Source organism: Nocardioides sp. NPDC087217 (genome assembly GCF_044744805.1).
Classification (GTDB): domain Bacteria; phylum Actinomycetota; class Actinomycetes; order Propionibacteriales; family Nocardioidaceae; genus Nocardioides.
Genome location: NZ_JBIUZB010000009.1, coordinates 75,885 through 99,083, shown reverse-complemented (window position 1 = coordinate 99,083; position 23,199 = coordinate 75,885). Strand labels below are relative to the sequence as shown.

Annotated in this window: 21 protein-coding genes; 11 read left to right on the top strand and 10 right to left on the bottom strand. The window is 69.7% G+C overall.

The genetic code is table 11. The features are described 5' to 3' along the window. Positions 1–24: 24 nt before the first annotated feature. The 6 genes from ACIO3S_RS27140 (at position 25) to ACIO3S_RS27115 (ending at position 7,917) form a co-directional block, all read left to right on the top strand. Positions 25–1,551, top strand: coding sequence for a carboxyl transferase domain-containing protein (locus ACIO3S_RS27140; protein ID WP_160025970.1), 1,527 nt, complete (start codon positions 25–27; stop codon positions 1,549–1,551). A gap of 20 nt (positions 1,552–1,571) precedes the next feature. Then, on the top strand, positions 1,572–3,446 hold the full coding sequence (locus ACIO3S_RS27135; protein ID WP_400469304.1) for an acetyl/propionyl/methylcrotonyl-CoA carboxylase subunit alpha: 1,875 nt from the start codon (positions 1,572–1,574) through the stop codon (positions 3,444–3,446). Continuing rightward, entirely contained in the window at positions 3,439–4,377 is a 939-nt protein-coding gene (locus ACIO3S_RS27130) for a hydroxymethylglutaryl-CoA lyase (RefSeq protein ID WP_400469301.1), read from the top strand. The genes ACIO3S_RS27135 and ACIO3S_RS27130 overlap by 8 nt, the downstream gene beginning before the upstream one ends. A gap of 100 nt (positions 4,378–4,477) precedes the next feature. Then, positions 4,478–5,587 carry a hypothetical protein gene (locus ACIO3S_RS27125; RefSeq protein WP_400469298.1) on the top strand — a complete coding sequence of 370 codons (1,110 nt, stop codon included), beginning with the start codon at positions 4,478–4,480 and terminating at the stop codon, positions 5,585–5,587. Next, positions 5,587–6,708: a hypothetical protein gene (locus ACIO3S_RS27120; RefSeq protein WP_400469295.1), complete on the top strand. Its 1,122-nt coding sequence runs from the start codon at positions 5,587–5,589 to the stop codon at positions 6,706–6,708. Before ACIO3S_RS27125 ends, ACIO3S_RS27120 begins: the two co-directional genes overlap by 1 nt. Positions 6,709–6,720: 12 nt before the next feature. After that, positions 6,721–7,917, top strand: coding sequence for a hypothetical protein (locus ACIO3S_RS27115; protein ID WP_400469292.1), 1,197 nt, complete (start codon positions 6,721–6,723; stop codon positions 7,915–7,917). Here the strand turns inward: ACIO3S_RS27115 and ACIO3S_RS27110 are convergent. Both ACIO3S_RS27110 and ACIO3S_RS27105 read right to left on the bottom strand, forming a co-directional pair. Then, positions 7,914–8,516, bottom strand: a complete 603-nt coding sequence (locus tag ACIO3S_RS27110; protein WP_400469289.1) for an AAA family ATPase — start codon at positions 8,514–8,516, stop codon at positions 7,914–7,916. The genes ACIO3S_RS27115 and ACIO3S_RS27110 overlap by 4 nt on opposite strands. Positions 8,517–8,605: 89 nt before the next feature. Then, entirely contained in the window at positions 8,606–9,304 is a 699-nt protein-coding gene (locus ACIO3S_RS27105) for an EcsC family protein (RefSeq protein WP_400469286.1), read from the bottom strand. A 56-nt stretch (positions 9,305–9,360) separates the two neighbouring features. Between ACIO3S_RS27105 and aat the strand changes: the two genes are divergently transcribed. Continuing rightward, on the top strand, positions 9,361–10,089 hold the full coding sequence (gene aat / locus ACIO3S_RS27100; protein WP_400469283.1) for a leucyl/phenylalanyl-tRNA--protein transferase: 729 nt from the start codon (positions 9,361–9,363) through the stop codon (positions 10,087–10,089). An 8-nt stretch (positions 10,090–10,097) separates the two neighbouring features. On the opposite strand, the gene ACIO3S_RS27095 is transcribed toward aat, so the two are convergent. Continuing rightward, positions 10,098–10,424, bottom strand: coding sequence for a rhodanese-like domain-containing protein (locus ACIO3S_RS27095; protein WP_160025962.1), 327 nt, complete (start codon positions 10,422–10,424; stop codon positions 10,098–10,100). A gap of 9 nt (positions 10,425–10,433) precedes the next feature. Further along, on the bottom strand, positions 10,434–11,297 hold the full coding sequence (locus tag ACIO3S_RS27090; RefSeq protein WP_400469280.1) for an Fpg/Nei family DNA glycosylase: 864 nt from the start codon (positions 11,295–11,297) through the stop codon (positions 10,434–10,436). A gap of 204 nt (positions 11,298–11,501) precedes the next feature. Between ACIO3S_RS27090 and ACIO3S_RS27085 the strand changes: the two genes are divergently transcribed. The 3 genes from ACIO3S_RS27085 to poxB all read left to right on the top strand — a co-directional run bounded on the left by ACIO3S_RS27085 (position 11,502) and on the right by poxB (position 16,981). Beyond that, on the top strand, positions 11,502–12,698 hold the full coding sequence (locus ACIO3S_RS27085; RefSeq protein ID WP_400469277.1) for an AAA family ATPase: 1,197 nt from the start codon (positions 11,502–11,504) through the stop codon (positions 12,696–12,698). Positions 12,699–12,886: 188 nt separating this feature from the next. After that, positions 12,887–15,160, top strand: coding sequence for a choice-of-anchor J domain-containing protein (locus tag ACIO3S_RS27080; RefSeq protein WP_400469274.1), 2,274 nt, complete (start codon positions 12,887–12,889; stop codon positions 15,158–15,160). Positions 15,161–15,256: 96 nt separating this feature from the next. Next, a complete protein-coding gene (poxB, locus tag ACIO3S_RS27075) occupies positions 15,257–16,981 on the top strand; it encodes a ubiquinone-dependent pyruvate dehydrogenase (protein WP_400469271.1) in 1,725 nt (574 codons plus the stop codon). Here the strand turns inward: poxB and ACIO3S_RS27070 are convergent. Together ACIO3S_RS27070 and ACIO3S_RS27065 are read right to left on the bottom strand one after the other, a co-directional pair. Further along, a complete protein-coding gene (locus tag ACIO3S_RS27070; RefSeq protein ID WP_400469268.1) occupies positions 16,978–18,432 on the bottom strand; it encodes a dihydrolipoyl dehydrogenase family protein in 1,455 nt (484 codons plus the stop codon). The genes poxB and ACIO3S_RS27070 overlap by 4 nt on opposite strands. Position 18,433: 1 nt before the next feature. After that, complete coding sequence (locus tag ACIO3S_RS27065) at positions 18,434–19,006, bottom strand: hypothetical protein (RefSeq protein ID WP_400469265.1); 573 nt, start codon at positions 19,004–19,006, stop codon at positions 18,434–18,436. A 140-nt stretch (positions 19,007–19,146) separates the two neighbouring features. Between ACIO3S_RS27065 and ACIO3S_RS27060 the strand changes: the two genes are divergently transcribed. Then, positions 19,147–19,722, top strand: a complete 576-nt coding sequence (locus tag ACIO3S_RS27060; protein WP_400469262.1) for a TetR/AcrR family transcriptional regulator — start codon at positions 19,147–19,149, stop codon at positions 19,720–19,722. Here the strand turns inward: ACIO3S_RS27060 and ACIO3S_RS27055 are convergent. The 4 genes from ACIO3S_RS27055 to ACIO3S_RS27040 are packed head-to-tail and all read right to left on the bottom strand — an operon-like array spanning position 19,715 to position 23,100. After that, positions 19,715–20,641 carry an ABC transporter substrate-binding protein gene (locus ACIO3S_RS27055; RefSeq protein WP_160025955.1) on the bottom strand — a complete coding sequence of 309 codons (927 nt, stop codon included), beginning with the start codon at positions 20,639–20,641 and terminating at the stop codon, positions 19,715–19,717. The genes ACIO3S_RS27060 and ACIO3S_RS27055 overlap by 8 nt on opposite strands. Positions 20,642–20,669: 28 nt before the next feature. Then, on the bottom strand, positions 20,670–21,389 hold the full coding sequence (locus ACIO3S_RS27050) for an ABC transporter permease (protein WP_400469258.1): 720 nt from the start codon (positions 21,387–21,389) through the stop codon (positions 20,670–20,672). Further along, on the bottom strand, positions 21,386–22,042 hold the full coding sequence (locus ACIO3S_RS27045) for an ABC transporter permease (protein ID WP_400469255.1): 657 nt from the start codon (positions 22,040–22,042) through the stop codon (positions 21,386–21,388). Before ACIO3S_RS27045 ends, ACIO3S_RS27050 begins: the two co-directional genes overlap by 4 nt. Further along, on the bottom strand, positions 22,039–23,100 hold the full coding sequence (locus tag ACIO3S_RS27040; protein WP_400469407.1) for an ABC transporter ATP-binding protein: 1,062 nt from the start codon (positions 23,098–23,100) through the stop codon (positions 22,039–22,041). The genes ACIO3S_RS27045 and ACIO3S_RS27040 overlap by 4 nt, the downstream gene beginning before the upstream one ends. Positions 23,101–23,199: the final 99 nt, after the last annotated feature.

Here is a 23,199-nt window from a genome sequence, read left to right as displayed (position 1 = left end):
TTAATGAACGTTAACCTCGGTCCCATGGCGTCGAATCTGCGCGAGCTGACGCTCGAGCTGCGAGAGCGGCTCGAGCGCGTACGGCAAGGGGGGAGCGAACGCTCCCGGCAACGGCACACCGACCGCGGGAAGCTGCTCCCGCGCGACCGGGTGGACGGTCTCCTCGACCCCGGGTCACCGTTCCTGGAGGTGAGTCCGCTGGCGGCGTACGGGATGTACGACGACGGCGACGAGTGGGCGGTGCCGTCGGCGGGGGTGGTCGCCGGGATCGGCCTCGTCGCCGGCCGCAAGTGCATGATCGTGGCCAACGACGCGACCGTGAAGGGTGGCACGTACTACCCGCTGACGGTCAAGAAGCACCTGCGAGCGCAGACGATCGCGGCCGAGAACAACCTCCCGTGCATCTACCTCGTCGACTCCGGCGGCGCGTTCCTGCCCAAGCAAGACGAGGTCTTCCCCGACCGCGAGCACTTCGGGCGGATCTTCTTCAACCAGGCCAACATGTCCGCGCGCGGGATCCCGCAGATCGCCTCCGTGATGGGCTCGTGCACCGCCGGGGGCGCCTACGTGCCGGCGATGAGCGACGAGACCGTGATCGTCCGCGACCAGGGCACGATCTTCCTCGGCGGGCCGCCGCTGGTGAAGGCGGCCACGGGTGAGGAGGTCACCGCGGAGGAGCTCGGCGGCGGGCTAGTCCACGCGACCAAGTCGGGTGTCGTCGACCACCTGGCCGACGACGACAAGCACGCGCTCGAGATCGTCCGCGGGATCGTCTCGACCCTGCCTGAGCAGGAGACGCGGACGACGACGTACGACGAGCCGGTCGAGTCCCCCGAGACCCTCGCCGACGTGGTGCCCGCCGACACGAAGACCCCCTATGACGTACGCGAGGTGATCCGCCGCATCGTCGACGGGTCCAAGCTGCAGGAGTTCAAGGCGCTCTACGGCGAGACGCTGGTCTGCGGCTTCGCCCACATCGAGGGGCAGCCGGTCGGCATCGTGGCCAACAACGGCATCCTCTTCTCCGAGTCGGCGCTGAAGGGTGCCCACTTCGTGGAGCTGTGCAACCAGCGCGGCATCCCGCTGGTGTTCCTGCAGAACATCACCGGGTTCATGGTCGGCAAGGAGTACGAGAACAAGGGCATCGCCCGCGACGGCGCCAAGCTCGTCACCGCGGTCGCCTGCTCCGTGGTCCCGAAGTTCACCGTCGTCATCGGCGGGTCCTACGGCGCCGGCAACTACGGCATGTGCGGGCGTGCGTACGACCCGAGATTCCTGTGGATGTGGCCCAACGCGCGGATCTCGGTCATGGGCGGCGAGCAGGCCGCATCGGTGCTCGCGACGGTCGCCGGCAAGCCGGACGACGAGGAGTTCAAGGCGCCGATCCGGGACCAGTACGAGACCCAGGGCTCTCCCTACTACGCCACCGCGCGCCTGTGGGATGACGGCATCATCGACCCCGCCGACACCCGACGGGTGCTGGCGATGGGTCTCGCGGTGGCGGCGAACGCGCCGACCCCCGAGCCCCGCTACGGAATCTTCAGGATGTGACTGGGATGTTTGAGTCTGGGATGTTCGAGAGTGTTCTGGTCGCCAACCGCGGCGAGATCGCGCGACGCGTCTTCCGCACGTGTCGTGAGCTGGGGATCCGCACGGTCGCGATCTACACCGCCCTCGACGCGGACGCGCCCCACGTACGCGACGCCGACGAGGCCGTCGAGGTCGCGTCCTATCTCGACGCCGACGCGGTGGTCGCGGCCGCTGTCTCGGCGGACGCCGCGGCGATCCATCCGGGCTACGGCTTCCTCTCCGAGCGGGCGGAGTTCGCACGCGCGGTGGCGAAGGCGGGGCTGACCTGGGTCGGCCCGACGCCCGAGGTGATCGAGCAGATGGGCCGCAAGGACGCGGCCCGGGAGATCGCGGTCGCCGCCGGCGTACCTGTGGTTCCGCGGGGCGAGGACAGCCCCTACCCGCTGCTGGTCAAGGCCGCGGCGGGTGGTGGCGGCAAGGGCATGCGGATCGTCCGCTCGCCCGAGGAGCTGGACGAGGCTCGCGCCGCGGCCGCCCGCGAGGCGCTGAGCGCGTTCGGCGACGAGACCCTGCTGATCGAGAAGTACGTCGAGCGGGGCCGCCACATCGAGGTGCAGGTCTTCGGCGACACCCACGGCAACGTCATCCACCTCTTCGAGCGCGACTGCTCGGTCCAGCGCCGCCACCAGAAGGTGATCGAGGAGGCGCCCGCCCCGACGCTCACCGACGAGCAACGGAATCTGGTCCTGACCAGCGCCGTCGCGCTCGCTCGCCAGGTCGACTACACCGGTGCCGGGACGGTCGAGTTCCTCCTCGATGAGGCGTCAGGCGAGGCGTACTTCCTGGAGATGAACACCCGTCTCCAGGTCGAGCACCCGGTCACCGAGGAGGCGGTCCGCATCAACGGGGCCGCCGCCGATCTCGTCGCGCTCCAGCTCCGGGTCGCTGCGGGTGAGCCGCTGGGCATCGCCCAGGACGACGTACGCATCGACGGTCACGCCATCGAGGTCCGGGTCTACGCGGAGGACGCCTTCGAGGGCTTCCTCCCGCAAGCCGGCCGGACCTCGATCGTGCGCTGGCCCGAGAGCGCTCGAGTGGAGCACGCCCTGGAGAGCGAGCAGGTGGTCAGCACCGCCTACGACCCGATGCTCGCCAAGGTCATCGTGCGCGGCGCCGACCGCGAGGAGGCCCGTACGGCGATGGTCAAGGCCCTCGACGCGACGGCAGTCCTCGGCCTGACCACCAACACCGGCTTCCTGCGCGTACTGGCCGCCTCCGACGCCTTCCGCGACGCGGAGATCGACACCGCCTGGCTCGACCGCAACGAGGTGCCCGCTCCCGACCCCGAGGTCCCGCGCGCTCTCGTCGCCTGGGTCAGCGCGATGCTGTCGGCGGCGTCGGACACCACGACGCCGTTCCGCGCCGACGGCTGGCGCCTCGCCGGCTCACCGGCGCCGACCATCGTCGACCTCGACCGCAGCGTCACCGTCGACCGCCCCTCCGGCCGCGTGGACACCCACCTCGTCCGGCAGATCAGCGCGGCCGACCACGTCCTCGTGGCCATCGTCGACGGCGTACGCCACTGGGCGGCCATCAACGTCCAGCCCGGCCTCGCCGAGATCGTCCACCAAGGACACCGCTTCGACTTCTCCCCGCCCGACCGCGTCGCCGGCGCCGCCGCCCACCACAGCGACGGTGCCGTCGAGGCCAAGATGCCCGGCACCGTCATCGACGTACGCGTCCAGGCCGGCGACCAGGTCGAGGAGGGCCAGGTCCTCGGAGTCATGGAGGCGATGAAGATGGAGGTCTCCCTCAAGGCCCCGTTCGCCGGCACGGTCACCGTCGTCGGTGCGTCAGCGGGATCCCAGGTCCCCCTCGGCTCCGAGCTGTTCGTGGTGGAGTCGGCCGATGACTGATCTCCCCGCAGTCGTACGCCACGACAACCTGCCCAGCAGGGTCACGATCTACGAGGTCGGTGCGCGTGACGGCCTCCAGAACGAGAAGACGGCGATCGACACCGGCGTCAAGGCCGACCTGATCACCCGGCTGCTCGATGCCGGGCTGAGTCCGGTGGAGGCGACGAGCTTCGTGCACCCGAAGTGGGTGCCGCAGCTGGCGGACGCGAAACAGCTGATGGAAGAGCTGGTCGACCGGCTCGGGGACAGGGCCAGAGAGCTTCCGGTGCTGGTCCCCAACGAGAAGGGCCTCGACCGTGCCCTCGAGCTCGGGCTAAAGCACATCGCGATCTTCGGCAGCGCGACGGAGACGTTCGCCAACAAGAACCTCAACCAGACCTTCGACGGCCAGTGGGCGATGTTCGAGCCGACGATGAGCCGCGCGAGGGCCGAGGGCATGACCGTCCGCGGCTACCTCAGCATGTGCTTCGGTGACCCCTGGGAGGGCCAGGTCGAGATCGCGAAGGTGGTCGAGGCGGGCAAGCGGCTCCTGGATCTCGGCGCCGACGAGCTCAGCCTCGGGGACACGATCGGCGTCGCGACCGCCGGGCACGTGAAGGCATTGATCGGAGCGTTCAAGGAAGAAGGCGTCACGACCGACCGGCTCGCGCTGCACTTCCACGACACGTACGGCCAGGCCCTGGCCAACACCCTCGCCGGCCTCCAGTCCGGGGTGACGACCTACGACGCCAGCGCGGGCGGCCTGGGCGGCTGCCCCTATGCCAAGTCAGCCACGGGCAACCTGGCCACCGAGGACCTGCTCTGGATGCTCGACGGCCTGGGGATCGAGCACGGTGTCGATCTCGACAAGGTCGCCGACACGAGCAGCTGGCTCGCCGGACACCTCGGCAGGCCGAGTCCCTCGGCCGTCGTACGTGCCTTGCGGTCCTAGCTGGAGGCACGCCCTAGACTGCATCCAAGAGTGACGGCCGGGTGACAAAAGACGGACCGCCGCGACAATCTCTACTAACTTGGTGCAGAATAGCGGGATCATGGCGCGCAAAGTCTTCCTCCACGTCGGCGCTCCGAAGACGGGCACGACGTACCTCCAGGACAGGTTGTTCCACAACCGGGTGTCCCTGGAGAAGCATGGCGTCTTCTACCCGGTCGGCGGCCAGCCCGACTTCTTCCGGCCGGCGCTCGACCTGATCGACCGTCCGTGGGGCGGGATGAGGAAGACCGTCCACGGCGAGTGGGACACGCTGGTCAAACGGGTGCGCCGTGACGAGTCCGAGACGATCCTGATCAGTCACCACCTCTTCGCCGGGGCCCGGCCCGACCGGGTCGAGAAGGCGATGACCGACCTCGGCGAGGGCGGACGCACCGAGGTGCACATCGTCTACACCGCCCGCGACATCGCGCGCGTGCTGGCGGCGGAGTGGCAGGACCAGGTGCAGCGCGAGCGCAAGGTCACCTTCGCGCGCTACCTCGAGCGGATGCAGACGGCGAAGCAGTCGCGCTCGGCCGCCTGGTTCTGGCGTACGCACGGCCTGCCCGACGTGCTCAGCCGATGGGGGCGCAACCTGCCGCCCGAGCGCGTGCACCTGGTCACCGTGCCGCACGACGGGGCGCCGAGCGAGGTGCTCTGGCGCCGGTTCTGCGAGGTGGTCGGGATCGAGGAGTCCTGGACCCCGATCGACAGCGACCGCCACAACCAGTCGCTCGGCCGCGCCGAGGCGACGCTGCTGCGCCGGCTCAACGCGCGGCTCGAGTCGCAGGAGCTCCCCCGCGAGGACTACCGCCACATGGTCACCGAGGTGATCGCCAAGCGCACCCTCGCCCACCGCGACGGTCGCGAACGGGTCACCATGCCGCCGACCGCCTTCGACTGGGCCGACCAGGTCGCCGACTCGTGGATCGAGTGGGCCGAGCTCGCCAAGGTCGACATCGCCGGTGACCTCGAAGACCTCCGCCCGCAGCGACCCGACGCCGACGTCGAGTGGATCGACCCGGACGCGCCGCGCACCAAGGACGTCGCCGACGCGGCGATCGACGCGCTGGTCGCGGTCGTCGTCGAGGCCGCGCGCACCGACCCGCCCCAGCGCCCTGTCGCCTCCCGCGCCGCCAGCCTGATGCGGCGGGTCAAGGGGCGACGCTCCTGATGCCAGCTGCACCCACCAGGGGTTGGGGTTGGGCCGCGCACCTGCGCGAGGGCGGTACGACTCCGTGGGCAGCCTGGTCCGAGCCCGCCACGCCCTTCACGACCGACCACCTGCCGGGTGCCGAGATGCTCGAGCTGTTGCGGCGGCTCAACGAGACAGGCCCGTCCGAGCCTGATCGGGTCGATGCCCTGCTGCGTACGAGCCCGCCCGGCAGAGGCCGCCGCGACCTTCCGCTGCACGGGGACACCGAGACGAGGACGTACGGCCCGCTGCCGGTTGATCCGGCGACGCTGTCGGCGCGGGAGCTGCTGAGAGCGGCGAGCGTGCTGCTCGCCGAGGACCTGCTCGCCACCGTGGAGACGGCGCCCGTGCGGCGTCCGCGAAGGTGGTCGCGCCGGCCCAAGAGATCGGAGCCTGCGCAGGAGAAGCTCCCCTATCGCCTGGTCGGTTCGCCGTGGCTCACGCTGCCCATCCGCGAGGAGCTGGAGCGGCAGGGAAGGCTGCCCGGCGCCGATGGCTACACCGTCTATGTCCTCGGCGGCCCGCTGGACGAGGTCGCCGCTGGTGCGTGGAAGTTCCGCACCTTCACCAACCGGGTCAACCCCTGGCACATCTGGATCCGTGACGCGCAGTGGCGCGGCTGGCTCGGCCCCCGTGCCGATCTGCCCAGGATCGCCCGCTGGTGGGCCCGGCGGGTCGGGAAGGACCGCGTCGAGATCGTCACCGATCCCGCCCTGCTGCCCGGCCTGCTCGGCGTGGACAGCCTGCCCGGCCCCTGGCCGATCTCGGCCGAGGGCAATGAGGTCGCTCGCGTGATCGGGCAGGTGCTCAGCGTACGAACCGATCTCGAGACCCAGCGAAAGCTGCTGGTCGACCGGCTGCGACCGCGGTTGGAAAAGCTCGAACCACTCGTTCCGGATGCCCGGGAGGTCGGCGTTCCCGCGGAAAGTTTGCCTTGGCTCGAAACACAGGCGCGGGCCCAACGTGATGCATTGGTCCAAGCCGGATACGCTCTCCACGGAGACCCTGACCGGCTGCTCCCCTCGGGGGCGGCGACGCAGGGTCCCGACGAGCGCCGGGCGCTGGCGCTCGCGTTGTCATTGCTGGCGGGGCGTTCCTAGAGGAGTAGAACGTTGGAGACTGGGCGGCGCGTGCTGCTTCATGTCGGCACCCCGAAGACGGGCACGTCCTATCTTCAAGACGTCCTCTTCCACAACCGGGAGTCCCTCGCCGAGCAGGGAGTCCACTACTTCGCCGACCGCTTCGACGCCCACTTCCTGGCGGCCCTCGACCTGATGGACCTGCCCTGGGGCGGCATCGAGGAGGAGGCGACCGGCGCCTGGGACGCACTCGCGGAGAAGGTGCGCTCGGTCGAGAACGGCACCGTGATCATCTCCCACGAGATCCTGGCGAGCGCGTCCTGGCAGCAGGCCAAGCACGCGCTGGACTCGCTGGGCGACTCCGAGATCCACATCATGCTCTCCGCGCGCGACCTGGCCCGGCAGATCCCGGCCGAGTGGCAGGAGAACGTCAAGCACCGCTCGGTCGTGACCTACGCCGAGTTCCTCGACGAGATCCGCGACCCCGCCCGCGAGGGCCGGATCGGATCGTGGTTCTGGGGCGTCCAGGAGCTGCCCGACATCCTCGACCGGTGGACCCAGGGCATCGCGCCCGAGCGCGTCCACCTGATCACCGTCCCGCCGCCGGGGTCGTCCTCGTCGCTGCTGTGGGAGCGGTTCTCGACCGCCTTCGGCCTCGACGACCTGACCATCGACTTCGAGGGGATCGACCGAGGCAACCCGTCCCTCGGTGTGCCCGAGGCGGCGCTGCTCCGCGAGATCAACCTGGCGGTCGTGCCGGTGCTCGAGCCGGCCGACTACCGGCCTTTCGTACGCGAGTTCCTGGCCCACCGCACGCTGGCCAAGCGCCGCGATTCCGCCCGCCTTGCGCTCTCACCCTCGATCCTGCCGTGGGTCGAGTCGCTCTCCGAGAGCTGGGTCAAGGCGCTGTCGGGACGCGGCTACGACGTCGTCGGTGGGCTGGAGGAGCTGCTGGTCCCTGCTGACCTGGCGGACAAGCCGTTCATCGACCCGGACACCATCTCCTCGCGCGAGGTCCTCGACGCCGGCGTCGCGACCATCGACGCGCTGCTCCAGGAGGCCATCCGGCTGCGCAAGTCCGAGGCCCGGCTGGAGGACGAGGTCGGTGAGCTGCGCGCCGAGCTGGAGCACACCCGGTCGCTGGTGCCGAAGCAGCGCGCCCGCGAGGGTCTCGAGCGGCGCTGGTGGGGTCGCGCGATCCTGAAGGTCTACCGCCTCATCCGCCGCTAGAGGATCGCCTCGAGCCGTCCCGCGGCCCGGGCACGGTCGAAGACGTGCACCCGGTCCCAGGAGCCGTCGGCGTCACCGAAGGTCGCCGCGGTCAGGAGCCGGGGCTGGTCGTCGGTCCAGCGGTGCCAGTGGCGCTCGAAGGACTCCGTACGGACCATCCGGCCGCGCTCGTGCTGGCCGTCGATCGCCGCGACGCGCGGCACATCGATCATGACCAACGACGTACGCCAGCCGCGGGCGTGGGCGATCCGCCCGAGCAGCTCGCGCCGGCCGGGCCGGGTGGCCGGATCGTGGACGAGGAGCGTGGGGCGACCGGGGGTCGGGCCGAGCAGGACCAGGATCAGGGTCGCGATCGCGTGCCACAGGTGCACCAGCGGCCGGTACAGGCGGTAGGGCACCTCCGGCATCCGTGCCGCGAGCCAGCGCCCCGGGGTCTCCGGGTCGAGGGCGCGTACGTCGGGACGCCGGGCGGCCACGTCGCGGATCAGCGTGCTCTTGCCGGCGCCGGGTACGCCGCCCAGGAGGAGCAGGTGAGGTCTCACCTCGACCCCGGCAGCGCGGGCCGGGCTGATCGGGGCGCACGTCGTGTCGACGGTCATCTGTGCTCCTCCCAAGCGGACACCAACAGTGTGGAGTTCCGTGCTCAGAGGAACGTTGGACGGACCTGTGAAGTTCCTGTGAGCCGGGCTCAGCCGGCGTCGGGGTGACGCGGCAGCAGCTCGCGCGAGGCGTAGCGACCGATCTGGTAGGTCATCCACCCATCAGCCCCTCCACCGACGACACCGCCGACCAGCGGGATCCGCTTGGCGGCCATGGAGATCATGCCTCTGCCGGTGACCCGGCTGAGCAGCTCCTGGGCCACCTCCGAGGCGACGATGGCATCGATCGCGCGGTCGTAGGTCGGAGCGGTCGCGATGGCCATCGGCGGGGCGGGGATCCTCTTCTCCTGGATCCACTTGCCGACCTTCTCCTCGCTCAGGAGGGTGAGCAGGATGGCGTTGCGCACGCGAGGATCGGTCAGGTCGTAACCACGGAGATGCGCGATCGCGGCCACCATGCGGCACTGGATGATGGCCATCCCGGTGATGTTGGCCGGGAGCGTGATCGCCTGGGTGACGAGACCGCCGATGTTGGTCGCGAAGCCACCGACACCGGCCAGCCGCACGTGGTTGTCGATGACGTGCTTGACCGCGAGCTCGACGTCGTTGTCGTGGTCCTTGAGGTGCTTCTCGGCGGCCGCGGCCGCTGCCGGGAGCGGGCCGACCCCGACGATCGCGTGGTGCAGCGCCTGCCGGACCACGGTGGTGGTCACGCCAGGAGCGGACTGGATGACCTTGGGTGCGAGCCGGCCAGCCGCACTGGTGAGCACTGCCTTGGGACCGATCATGAGGCAAATCTTAAGTGTGTGGTGGTTGGCGCCGTACGGGGCGATAACGTTTCGCCGTGGCGAATCTTCGGGGACCGATCGAACCCGAGCCCTCGCCGTGGGCCTTCGCCGACCTCCGGGACCCAGGTGAGGGCCATGGCGGGGCCGATCTGGACGATCTGGTGGGGATGGGTGCGGACGTCGCGCCCGGGACACTCCTGGCTGCGTACCGGCACGGGATCTTCCCGATGCCCGGGGAGTCCCCGCGTGATCCGATGATGTGGTTCTCGCCGGTCAGGCGCGGCGTACTTCCGCTGGACGGGCTCGTCGTCTCGCGGTCCCTGCGCAGGTCCGTGCGGGACTTCGAGATCAGGATCGACACCAGCTTCGACCAGGTGGTGGCCTCGTGCGCCGACCCGCGCCGGCCCCACGGCTGGATCGACAAGCGGATCCGCCGGGCCTACGGCGACCTGCACGAGCTGGGCTGGGCGCACTCGGTCGAGGCGTGGCAGGACGATCGCCTGGTCGGCGGGCTCTACGGGGTCGCGATCGGCGGTCTCTTCGCAGGAGAGTCGATGTTCCACCGTGTCCGAGACGCGTCCAAGGTCGCCCTGGTCGGGCTCGTCTCGGCGCTGCGCGAGGCGGGGTCGATCGACCAGCGGATCCTGGACGTGCAGTGGCGCACCGACCATCTGGCCTCGCTCGGCGTCGTCGAGGTGGGTCGCAACGACTACCTCGACCGCCTGGAGAAGGCGCTCAGGCTGCCGCTCCCGGAGGCGTTCGGCGGCCCTCCGGCCGAGTCCTAGCGGGAGTCCTAGAGGACGTACGCCTCGGCGCCGGTCTCGCTGACCATCGGCCGCCCGGCGGCGGCCCAGTCGAGCATCCCGCCGGCGAGGTTGACGACCTCGAAGCCCTGCTGGGCGAGGTAGTTGACCGCCTGGGCGCTGCGTCCGCCGACCTTGCAGACCACCAGGGTCTGGCCCTCGGGAAGCTCACCGAGGCGCGCCGGGAGCTCCTGGAGCGGGATGTGGGTCGCGCCCTCGATGTGGCCCGCTGCCCACTCGTCGTGCTCACGGACGTCCAGGACGGCCACGGGCAGGGGATCGGGCACGCCAGCGATCTCGACGGTGGGGATGGTCACCCGTCAATCCTACTTGAGGAGCCGGGACATCCGGCGATCGGCGAGCGGCTTCCCGCCGGTCTGACAGGTGGGACAGTACTGCAGGCTCGAGTCGGCGAAACTGACCTCGAGGATCGTGGAACCACAGGCCGGGCACTTCTTGCCGGCCTTGCCGTGCACGGCGAGGTTGGACTTCTTCTCGCCCTTCAGTTCGCTCATCGCCAGGCCGGAGTCGCGCTCGACGGCCTCCTGCAGGGTCGTCCGCAGCGCGTTGTAGAGGCTCTCCGACTCCTCCTCGGTCATTTCGGCGGGCTTGAACGGCGACATCTTCGCCGCCCACAGGATCTCGTCGGAGTAGGCGTTGCCGATGCCCGCGATGATCGACTGCATCCGCAGCACGCCCTTGATCTGCTTGCGGCCCTGACCTGCGAGGATCTCGCGGAAACGAGCCAGCGTGAAGTCGTCGGCCAGCGGGTCGGGGCCTAGCGAGGCGACGCCCGGGACGTCCTGCGGATCGTGGACGACGTAGAGCGCCAGGCGCTTCTTGGTGCCGCCCTCGGTGATGTCCAGCCCGGTGTCGTCGTCGAGCACGACCCGGATCGCCAGCCCCGACTTCGACCCTGGCCGGGGCGGTGCCGCCGGGATCTCGTCACGCCACCTGATCCAACCGCCGCGGGCCAGGTGCAGCACGAGATGGACGCCGCTCGCCTCGATGTCGATGAACTTGCCGTGGCGGGTCACGTTGTCGATGAGCGTGCCCTCGACCGCGGTCAGCGGCGGATCGTACGTCTTCAGTGCGCTGAACTGCGCGACGTGCACCTTCGTGATCGCGCGGCCGTCGAGGCGCCCGCGCAGGTCCTCGGCGAGCGCTTCCACCTCGGGGAGTTCCGGCATGCCGCGAGTCTAGATCGTCAGGCTTGCGCAAGGGGAGGAAATCCCGCTACAGTCGAACACGCGTTCGACGATAGCGGTCGATGTGAGAGTCTGCGCCTTTCTAAGGTTCATCCTAGAAAGGCGAATAGAGGCCTACGCTCGTGAAAGATGTGGCTCGCTAGCCAAATCTAAGACGCGTCCTAGAGATGTGGATATCGTCTGATCATGGACCCCATCCGCAATCCGTACGCTCCTGGCGCCGGTCAGCGGCCCCCTGAGCTCGCTGGTCGTAACGAGCAGCTCGGGCAGTTCGACGTGGTGCTGGAGCGCGTGGCGCGCGGTCGCCCGGAGCGGTCGCTGGTGCTCACCGGGCTCCGCGGCGTCGGCAAGACGGTCCTGCTCAACACGCTGCGGTCCGCTGCGGTCCGCAAGGGCTGGGGCACCGGGAAGATGGAGGCTCGCCCTGACCAGTCGCTGCGCCGGCCGCTGTCGAGCGCCCTGCACCAGGCGGTGCGTGAGCTGGGTCATCCGAGCTCTGACGACGTCGACCACGTGCTCGGCGTGATCCGCTCCTTCGCCCAGCGGGAGGCCGGTCCCAACGCCAAGCTGCGAGAGCAGTGGTCCCCCGGCATCGAGGCGCCGGCGGTGCGGGGCCGGGCCGACTCCGGCGACGTAGAGATCGACCTGGTCGAGCTGCTCACCGACGTCGGCGGGCTCGCCGCCGATGTCGGCAAGGGCGTCGGCGTCTTCATCGACGAGATGCAGGACCTCGGCCCCGACGACGTCTCCGCGATGTGCGCGGCCTGCCACGAGATCAGCCAGTCGGGGCTGCCGGTGATCGTCGTCGGCGCCGGCCTGCCGCACCTGCCGGCCGTGCTCTCGGCGAGCAAGTCCTACTCCGAGCGGCTCTTCTCCTACCAGCGCATCGACCGCCTCGAGCGGGAGGCCGCCGATCGCGCCCTCGCCGCTCCCGCCGGCGAGGAGGAGGCCGAGTTCGAGCCCGACGCCCTCGCGGAGATGTACGCCGCCACCGGCGGCTACCCCTACTTCATCCAGGCCTACGGCAAGACCGTGTGGGACCAGGCGCCCCGCTCCCCGATCACCGTCGAGGACGTGAAGGTCGCCGCCCCCGAGGCCGAGCGCGAGCTGGCGGTCGGCTTCTTCGGCTCGCGCTACGAGCGCGCCACCCCCGCGGAGCGGGACTACCTACGAGCGATGGCCGACGCCGCCGTCGAGCTCGGTGCCGACGACATCGGCACCGTCGCCACCGCTGACGTCGCCGCCTTCCTCAACAAGAAGCCGCAGTCGCTCTCCCCTGCCCGCGACGCGCTGATGAAGAAGGGGCTGATCTACTCCGGCGAACGCGGCCGGATCGCGTTCACTGTCCCTCACTTCGGTCGTTACCTACGCCAACAGGGGTAATTCGGCGTCAGCTCCGCAAACAGGGCGTAATTCCCTCTTCCCTCCGCGTAGGCACGGTGCTTGACTTTGGCGGTGGCCAGTGACGTACATCACATCGGCCGCATTCCCGCAGCGAGCTCGGGCGCAGCATGAAGCGAGTGGAGGGAGAACCACGCATGCGGGGTTGGAAAAGGCTGTACGGGAAAAGAATGGGGCTCCTCACCATCGGAGCCGCAGGAGCGCTCGTCCTCGGTCTGACGTTGCCCGGCGCACCCGCCGGCAGCGCGCCACCGTCGGACGACGATCGTGGCCGGGCCGCCAAGGAGCTCAAGGAGACCGGGTCCGACTACAACAACGGCAAGCGTCTCGGGGTCGAGCGGCACCGGGGCGATCTGGCCGGCAAGCAGGCACCGAAGGGACCCGCGAAGGTCGGCCAGAGCCGCACCTGGTTGGGCCTCGACGACGCCCAGGGAAGCATCTACCTCAAGGACTACACACTGCGAGGCGTCGGCGACAACATCGAGGTGTGGGTCGCCGAGGACCGGGCGTTCCCGGACGGTGACTGCCGCAACGCCCTCGGCCTGACCGAGGTCACCGACGCCCAGGTCTCGAACTTCATCTCGGAGTTCGACAACACCATCTACCCGATCGAGTCGGAGGAGTTCTCGGTCCCGCCCGACCGGGACGGCAAGCAGGCCACCCTGCCGGGGCTGATCCCCAACCTGCCGTCCTCGGAGTACAAGGGCGACGGCGACAACATCGTGGTCCTGGTCGACAACGTCCGGGACGCCAACTTCTACGAGCCCGCCACTCCTGACGGGCAGACCTACATCGCAGGCTTCTTCTACTCGGTCTTCAACGAGTACTTCGACCGCAACGTGATGAGCATCGATGTCTTCGACTGGCTGCACCGCACCGGCACCAACCCGCCCGACGACAGCACCGATCCGGCGTACGTCGCCTGCAACGAGGAGCTGAACAGCGCTCCCGGACGGCTGGTCGGAGCGTCTCGGCCACTGCTGTACGAGGGCACCTTCGCGCACGAGTACCAGCACCTGCTCGAGTACTACGAGGACGCCGACGAGGTCTCCTGGGTCAACGAGGGCCTCTCCGACTACGCCCAGACCCTGGTCGGCTACGTCGACCCCAGCACCCCACCTGACGATCCGGGCGCGGACTCGCACCTGGCGTGCTTCATGGGCTATCTCGATCCGGCGTTCGGTGGTTCGGAGAACTCGCTGACCGCCTGGGGCGACCAGGGTGGGCCGGAGACGCTGTGCGACTACGGCGCGGTCTACTCCTTCATGGAGTATCTGGCCAGCCACTACGGACCCGACTTCCTCAGTGCCCTGCACCGTGAGGATGCCGGGGGTCTCGAGGGGCTCCAGGTGGTGCTGGACCAGTTCGATGCCGGGGTCTCCGCTCAGCAGACGATCCACGACTGGGCCGCCATGGTGGCTCTCGACGCGGCACTGGACGCCAACGGCGGCAACCTGAACGGCGGTGACGCGGCGACGTTCCAGGCCGACTCGCTCTCCGCGAAGGTCAACTGGGACAACCCGGAGTCGTGGAACGAGAGCGGCGCACCGCCGAACGGCTCGGACTACGTACGCCTGCGTGACGGCGCCGGGGCCTACCTCTCCGCGGGCGAGATCGATTCGCTCAGCTTCGACGGGGCGTCGGCGTTGGAGCCCAAGCCGGTCGAGTGGACGGTCGACGCGACCCCGCCGGACGCCACGGCGGCCGACAGCAGCTGTGGTTCGCCGCCCGCCGACGGCACCGGGGCCGCAGCGCTCTACGCCGGCTGTGGGCCGAACCTCGACCGGTCGGTCGTGCGAGCGGTCGACGTGCCCGCCGGCGGAGCCTCGCTGACCTTCGACGCCCTCTGGGACGCCGAGGTCGGCTGGGACTTCGGCTACGTCCAGGTCTCCACCGACGGTGGTGAGACCTGGCAGAGCCTGGCCACCGCCGACACCACCAGCGAGCACGACCCGGGTGCCATCCCGACCGTGGTCGACAACCTGCCCGGCTTCTCCGGCGACTCCGGAGGCTGGCGGCCGCAGAGTGCGGATCTGTCGGCGTACGGCGGGCAGAACGTGCTGGTGGCGTTCCGCTACATCACCGACTCCGGGGTCGACGAGTCCGGTTTCTGGGTGCGTGACATCGCCGTGGGCGGCACCGCGCTGCCCAGCGACACCCTGGTCGGCTGGCAGTCGATGTCGCAGGTCAACCCGACCCCGGTCGAGGGCTGGACGGTCCAGCTGGTGGCGTACGGCCCGGCGGGCTCGCCCGCGTGGGTGCACACGCTCGCGCTGGACGAGTCGTTCGACGGCACCCTCAGTGGTGCTGCGCTCGACGCCGCGATCGGTGACACCGCCGAGACCGTGGCGGCGGTCGTGATGTTCGACGACCCGACGGAGAGCGTGTCCGACCCGGCGCGCTACACCCTGACGGTCGACGGGGTCACCCAGCCGGGCGGCTGATCCCGGCACCCAACGAGCGGGCTGCGGCTGTCGATGGACAGCCGCAGCCCGCCGCTGTTCTACGGTGGACGACGTACGCGCCGAGAAGGAGACTGCATGTCGACCATCGCCGAACAGATCGTGTCCACCCTGTCCGCCAGCGGTGTCCGCCGCGTCTACGGGATCCCGGGAGACTCTCTCAACGGGTTCACCGACGCACTCCGGAAGAACGGAGACATCAGCTGGATCCACGTACGTCACGAGGAGGCTGCCGCGTTCGCGGCGGCTGCCGACGCGGCCACCACCGGTGAGCTCGCGGTGGTTGCCGGGAGCTGCGGTCCAGGCAACCTCCACCTGATCAACGGCCTCTTCGACGCCAACCGCTCACGGGTTCCGGTGCTCGCGATCGCCGCCCACATCCCGACCGCCGAGATCGGCACCGGCTACTTCCAGGAGACGCACCCGCAGGAGCTGTTCCGGGAGTGCTCGGTCTACACCGAGTACGTCGCCCAGCCGAGCCAGATGCCGCACGTGCTCGAGATCGCGATGCGTACGGCGGTCGAGAAGCAGGGCGTGGCGGTGCTGGTGATCCCCGGCGACGTCGCGCTGGCCGAGTCCGTGGTCGAGCGGACCGTTGAGATCCGCCCGACGCGCTCGCGGGTCATCCCCGACGAGGACGCCATCAGGCGGGCGGCAGACCTGCTCAACGCCGGCGAGCGGGTCACCATCCTCGCCGGTGCCGGCTGCGCAGGTGCGCACGACGAGGTGGTGGCCCTGGCTGAGACGCTCGGCGCTCCCGTGGTGCACGCGCTCCGCGGCAAGGAGTTCCTGGAGTACGACAACCCCTACGACGTGGGGATGACCGGCCTGTTGGGTTTCGCCTCCGGCTATCGAGCGATGGAGCGGGCCGACACCTTGCTGATGCTCGGCACCGACTTCCCCTACCGGCAGTTCTTCCCGAAGCGCGCCAAGAGCATCCAGGTCGACGTACGTGGCGAGCAGCTCGGCCGTCGCCACCCGATCGAGCTCGGGTTGGTCGGAACGGTCAAGGACACTGCCACCGCGTTGCTGCCGCTGCTCGACCGGAGTGATGACCGGCGGCATCTGGACGACTCTCTGGACCACTACCGCCGCACCCGGACCAAGCTCGACGAGCTGGCCACACCGTCCCGGTCGAAGGCGCCGATCCACCCGCAGTACCTCGCTCGGCTGATCGACCAGACCGCCTCCGACGACGCGGTCTTCATCCCCGACGTCGGATCGCCGGTGGTGTGGGCGGCGCGCTATCTGACCATGAACGGTCGCCGCCGGCTGATCGGCTCCTTCGCCCACGGTTCGATGGCCAACGCACTGTCGCAGGCGGTCGGCGCCCAGGTCGCCCACCCGGGCCGGCAGATCGTCGCGCTCGCCGGTGACGGTGGACTCACCATGCTGCTCGGCGAGCTGGTCACCCTCATCCAGAACCGGCTCCCGGTCAAGCTCGTCGTCTTCAACAACTCCTCGTTGAACTTCGTCGAGCTCGAGATGAAGGCCGCCGGCTTCGTCACGTACGGCACCGACCTGGTGAACCCGAACTTCGCCGACGTCGCCAACGCGATGGGCATCTACGCCCGCCGCGTCGAGCACTCCGCGGATCTCCCGGACGCGGTCGCCGACGTCCTCGGTCACGACGGCCCCGCCCTCCTCGACGTCGTCACCGAGCGCCAGGAGCTTTCCATCCCGCCCAACATCACCGCCGAGCAGCTCAAGGGCTTCACCCTCTACGCCCTTCGGTCCGTCATGTCGGGTCGGGGTGACGAGCTGATCGACCTCAGCAAGGCCAACCTCCGCCAGCTCTTCTAGCGATCGCGTCCAGCAGTCTCGAGCAGGCGCAGCCAGATCTCGCTGATCGTCGGGTAGGCGGGAACCGCGTGCCAGAGGCGGTCCAGCGGGACCTCGCCGACGATCGCGATCGTGGCCGAGTGCAGGAGCTCGGAGATGTCCGGGCCGACCGCGGTGAAGCCGACCAGGACCTTGCGCTGCTCGTCGATGACCATCCGCGCCTGACCCCGGTAGCCGTCCGCGTGGAGCGACGCTCCGGCGATCGAGCCGAGGTCGTAGTCGACGACGCCGACCTCGATGCCGGCCGCCTCGGCCGATTCGGCGGAGTGTCCGACCGCGACGACCTCGGGGTCGGTGAAGATCACCTGGGTGGTGGCCCGCTCGTCGGCGGTGGCGGCGTGACGCCCCCAGGCGCTCAGGTCGGGCTTCTCGCCGCGAGCGCGTGCCGCGATCAGATCGCCCAGCCCGCGAGCCTGGTACTTCCCGTGGTGGGTCAGCAGCGCTCGATGGTTGACGTCACCTGCGGCGTAGAGCCAGCCTTCCTCGAGCTGCCCGCTGTCGTCGACCACGGCCAGGGCGTCGTCGACCTTCAGCCAGCTGCCGGGCTCGAGACCGACGTGCTCCAGACCGAGGTCCTTCGTGTTGGGCACCCGACCGGTGGCCACCAGGACCTCGTCCGCGGTCACCTCGGTGCCGTCGGAGAGAGTCACCCGCACCTCACCGCCATCATCACGCCGGGCCTCGGTCGCGCCGGCGTCCAGATGAAGCGTGACCCCGTACGTCCGGAGCGCCTCGGCCACCTGCTCACCGGCGAACTTCTCGACCCCCGGCAGGAGCCGGGTGCGGGAGATCAGCGTCACCTGAGACCCGAGGGCGCTGAAGGCGGTCGCCATCTCGGCGCCGACCACCCCGCCGCCGATGATTGCCAGGCGATCGGGAACGGACTGGGCGCCGGCGGCCTCGCGGTTGGTCCAGGGACCGACTTCCTCGAGTCCCGGGATCGGCGGGATGAGGGAGGAGCTGCCGGTGGAGACGACCACGGCGTGGCGTGCCTGAAGGTTTGTGGTCGTGCCGTCGTCGGCGGTGACGGTGACCGCGCGGGTGTCGGTGATGCGCCCGTGCCCGCGGACCAGGGTGATCCCGGCCCCGGTCAGCCACTCGACCTGACCGGTGTCCTTCCAGTTGGAGGTGAACCCGTCGCGCCGGGCGAACACGGCGGCGGCATCCAGCGTGCCCGTGACCGCCTGACCTGCGGCGGGAAGCGCGCGGGCGGCGCGCAGGGCTGCCGCGTCCCGCAGAAGGGCCTTCGTCGGCATGCACGCCCAGTAGGAGCACTCCCCGCCGACGAGCTCGCGCTCGACGATCGCTGCGGTCAGGCCGCCCTGCACGACGCGGTCTGCGACGTTCTCGCCGGTCGGGCCGGCGCCGATGACGATGACGTCGACGGTCAGATCTTGGCTGGTGCTCGTCATGTCAGTTGACCTTACCCGCGCGCTGGCGCAGTCGGAGGGCAGAAATCAGGAAGAAGATGCCGCCCAGCGTCGCGTAGCCCGCGAGGCCGGTGAGTGACGCCTTCGGGCCGGCGGCCATCAGGATGAATCCGGTTCCGGCGAAGGTCGAGATCCCACCGCTGAGGATCATCGCCCACTGACCACCGAGTCGGTAGCGGCGTATCGCGACGAACAGCTGGACCAGGCCGGCGGTGATCGCCCAGGCGCCCCACACCCGCAGGATGTCCGGGATCCCGGAGGTGGCCGCGACAGCGACGCCGACAGCGGTGAGCAGGCTGAGTGCCATGTTGACGTACAGCAGTACACGCGGGCCCTTGGCGCCCGAGGTGCGGTGGTCGACCACGGCGGCCGCTACGTCGAACAGCGGGTAGATGACCAGCAGCGCGATGCTCGCCGCGTTGAGCGCCGTGGCGGTGAGGGCAACGAGTACGGCCCAGACGATCGCGAACCCGAAGCGGGCGAAGTAGAGCTTCGGCAGCGCGCTGGTCGGGGCGTTCAGTGTGCCGGATTGACCGGTCTCGACGGAGGTGGACATCAGATCCCTTTCGTGGATCAAGCTGGGAGACAGAACGATCGTTCTACCTGAATCCAGAGTCTGTCGCAGCTTTCCGGAAAATGCAAGACCGATCGTTCTGTCTGCTACCGTTGAGACCACGAGAACGAGAGGGATGACGGATGTCTGAGGCCCGGGACCGACTGCTCAGCACGGCGAGTCGACTCTTCTACGCCGAGGGTCTGCACTCGGTCGGGGTGGATCGCGTGATCGCCGAGGCGCAGGTCACGCGGGCGACGCTCTATCGGCACTTCCGGAGCAAGGATGAGCTCGTCGTGGCGTACCTGACGCACGCCGACGAGGCGATCCGGGCGCGCCTGGATGCCGCCCGGGCAGAGGTCGACGACCCCGACGAGCTCATCCGGGCCGTCGGCCGGTCGATCGCCGCGGACATCCAGGGCGAGGGGTTCCGAGGGTGCGCGTTCCTCAACGCCGCCGCCGAATACCCGGACCCGGAGCACGTGGTCCATCAGGCGGTGCTGAAGCACCGGGAGTGGTTCCTGGCCACGATGACCGAGCTCTTCGCGGCGACGGGGAAGCCTGATTCGGAGTTTGCCGGCCGCCACTTCGTCATGCTGCGAGACGGTGCGATGGCGGCCGGCTGTCTGACCGATCCCGCCCCGGTCGGAGAGACGTTCCTACGAGGGCTCGAAGGACTTCTGACCTACCGGAGCGGCCTGGGGTCAGCGCTCAGCTGACGCCGTTGTCGGCGAGGAACTCCTTGGCGACGGTGGCCGGGTCGGCCTTGTCGACCTGGACCTTGGCGAGAGCCTCGGTCAGGTTGGCGGTGGTCAGCGCCTCGGAGACCGCGTTGAGCGCGGTCTCGGCGTCGCTGCTGAGCGCCTCGGAGCGGATCAGCGGGACGATGTTCTGGGCGAGGAAGAGGTTCTTCGGGTCCTCCAGGACGACCCAGTCGTTCGTCGGGATCGCGGAGTCGGTCGTGAACACGTTGGCCACGTCGACGGAGCCCTTCTTCAGGGCCGCGACGGTCAGCGGGCCGCCGGGGTCGGTCGGCGTGATCTCCTTGAAGGTGACCCCGTAGACCTCAGCCAGGCCCGGGACCCCCTGGGCACGCGTCTTGAACTCCGGGCTGGCGCCGAGGGTGAGATCCTTGGCCACCGGGGCGAGGTCCTCGATGCTGGTCAGGGAGTACTTCTCGGCGGTCTCCTTGGTCACCGTCAGCGAGTCCTTGTCCTCGGCGGCCGACTGCGGCAGCGTCTGGCTGCCCTCCGGGAGCACGTCCTGGAGCGCGTCGTAGACGTCCTCGGGGGCGGAGACGTTCTCCGGCAGGTTGCCGTCCGTCAGGTAGGACAGCAGGCCTCCGTTGTACTCCGGCAGCAGGTCGATGTCGCCGCTCTTGAAGGCCTCCATGTAGACCTCGCGGGACCCGATGTTGGGCTTGGTCTCGACCTTGACGCCCTCGGCCTCGAGAGCCTGGGCGTACATCTCCATGAGCAACTCGCTCTCGGGGAAGTTGGCCGAGCCGACGACGATCGTGCCGCCGCCCGAGTCGGAGTCCGATCCCGAGTCGAGCGGGTCACCGCCGCAGGCGGTCAGGGTGCCTGCCACGGCGAGCGTCGCGAACAGGTACGCGGTGGTGCGGATTCGGCGGGACATTGAGATACCTCTCGGGTTGCTGGGTTGGTCAGCCGGCGGGTGTGCCAGCGGGTTGGCCGGCGGGGCGGAGGGTGGTCGGGCGGTTGCCGGCCTCGCGGCCGTCGACACCGGGCGAGACGAGGAGTCGCTGTACGCCCGCGAGCGCCAGGTCGATCGCGACCGCGAGCACGGCGAGCACGATCGCGCCGGCGACCACCTGGTCGTACTGGAGCGTCGCCAGCCCGTCGAAGAGATAGCGGCCGAGGCCGCCTAGACCGGCGTACGCGGCGATGGTCGCGGTCGAGACCACCTGGAGCGACGCATTGCGCAGGCCGCCGATGATGATCGGCAGGGCGATCGGGACCTCGACGCGCCAGGCGATCTGGGTCTCGGTCATGCCGACGCCTCGCGCCGCGTCGACGGTCTCGTCGGCGACGGACTGGATGCCGGCGTACGTCGTGGCGAGGATGGGCGGGATGGCGAGCACGACCAGGGCGATCGTGACCGGGACCAGACCGATCCCGACCAGGCCGAGCGCGAGCATGAGTACGCCGAGAGTCGGCAGCGCGCGGCCGGCGTTGCCGAGGTTGATGGCGATCAGGGCGCCGCGGCCGGTGTGACCGATCAGCAGACCGATCGGGAATGCGATCGCGGCCGCGATCGCCAGGGCGAGGACGGTGTAGCCGAGGTGCTCGAGGATGCGCTGGGGGAAGCCGTCGGGGCTGGTCAGCGACCAGTTGGCGGCGTCGAGCAGGTAGTCGAGGCTCATCGCGCCCCCGCTCTCGCCCACGGGGTGAGCCCGCGCTGGACGGCGACGATGAGGACATCGGCGATGACCGCGAGGGTGACCGAGAGGACCAGCCCGATGATGATCGGCGGCAGGTAGAAGCCGAGCTGGAACCCGCGGGTGAAGAGCTGCCCGAGGCCGCCGATGCCGATCAGGGCCGCGATGCTGACCATGCTCACGTTGGCCACGGTCGCCACCCGCAGACCGGTCAGGATCACCGGCATGGCCAGCGGCAGCTGGACCGTGAACCAGCGGCGTACGGGTCGATAGCCCATCGCGGTCGCGGCCTGCAGGACGGTGGTGTCGACCGCGTCGAGACCGTCGGCCGTCGTGCGGACGAGCAGGGCGAGCGAGTACAGGGTGAGCGCGATGACCACGTTGACCGGGTCGAGGACGCTGGTGCCGAGGATGCCCGGGAGCAGCAGGAGCAGCGCCAGCGACGGGACGGTGTAGATCACGCTGCCCGCGGTGAGCGCGATGTGGCGCGCCGGGACGTAGCGATGGACCAGGGCGCCCAGCGGCAGGGCGAGGACGAAGGCGATCGCCACCGGGATCAGAGCGAGCCAGATGTGCTGGACGAGCGCGGTGAGGACGTCGTCCGCGTTGGTCTCGAGATAGCGCCAGATCTCGCTCACCCGGCATCCTCCGAGGTGGCCAGTGCTGTCAGCCGCTCCCGCTGCTGCGAACGTACGCTGCCGGCCAGGTCCTCGAGCAGGACCAGCCCGTCGGCTCGACCCTCGGCGTCGACCCGGATCGCCGCGCCGGCGGGCGAGAGGATGACCAGGTCGGTGACCGTACGCAGGTTGGCACCGTCGCTGAAGGTGCCCTCGGTCGGGAGGAGCCCGTCGGAACCGCGCCAGCCCAGCGGTCGGCCGTCGTGGTCGACCTCGAGGGTGAGGCCGTCGACGCCGTGGTCGATAGGCTTGAGCGGGACCGAGCTCCCGTCGGCGAAGCCGAGGCCCCGGAAGCCGCGGTCGCGACCGACGAGTGAGGCGACGAAGTCGTCGGCCGGTGCGGCGAGAAGGTCGGCGGGCGGGGCGAACTGGGCCAAGCGGGCGCCCTGGGCGAAGACGGCGACCTTGTCGCCGAGGCGGATCGCCTCGTCGATGTCGTGGGTGACCAGGACGATCGTCTTGCCGAGCTCGCCATGGAGCCGGAGCAGCTCCTGCTGGAGGTCGTCGCGTACGACCGGGTCGACGGCCGAGAACGGCTCGTCCATGAGCAGCACCGGCGGGTCGGCCGCGAGCGCCCGGGCGACGCCGACGCGCTGCTGCTGTCCCCCGGAGAGCTGGGCCGGGTAGCGCTCGCCGAGGTTGGCGGCGAGCCCGACGCGCTCGAGCAGGTCCAGGGCGCTCGTGCGGGCTTCCCGGCGGGAGATGCCCTGCAGGATCGGGACGGTCGCGACGTTGTCGAGGACCGTGCGGTGCGGGAAGAGCCCGGCGCCCTGGATCACGTAGCCGATCTCGCGCCGCAGCTGTGCCTCCGGGCGGCTGGTGACGTCGTCACCGTCGATCAGGATCCGGCCGGAGCTCGGCTCGATCATCCGGTTGATCATCCGCAGCGCGGTCGTCTTGCCGCACCCGGACGGTCCGACGAACACGGTGATCTTCCCGGTGTCGACCGTCAGGGAGAGGTCTTCCACGGCAACGGTGCCGTCCGGATAGCGCTTGGTCACGCCCTCGAACTCGATCACAGCCACCGCTCCTGTCTGTTGTTCTTCACCTGCGGACGCCGTTGCACAAGATCCTCAGCCTGCCAGATCCGGGGAAGGAACCGAAGATGTTAAACGGAC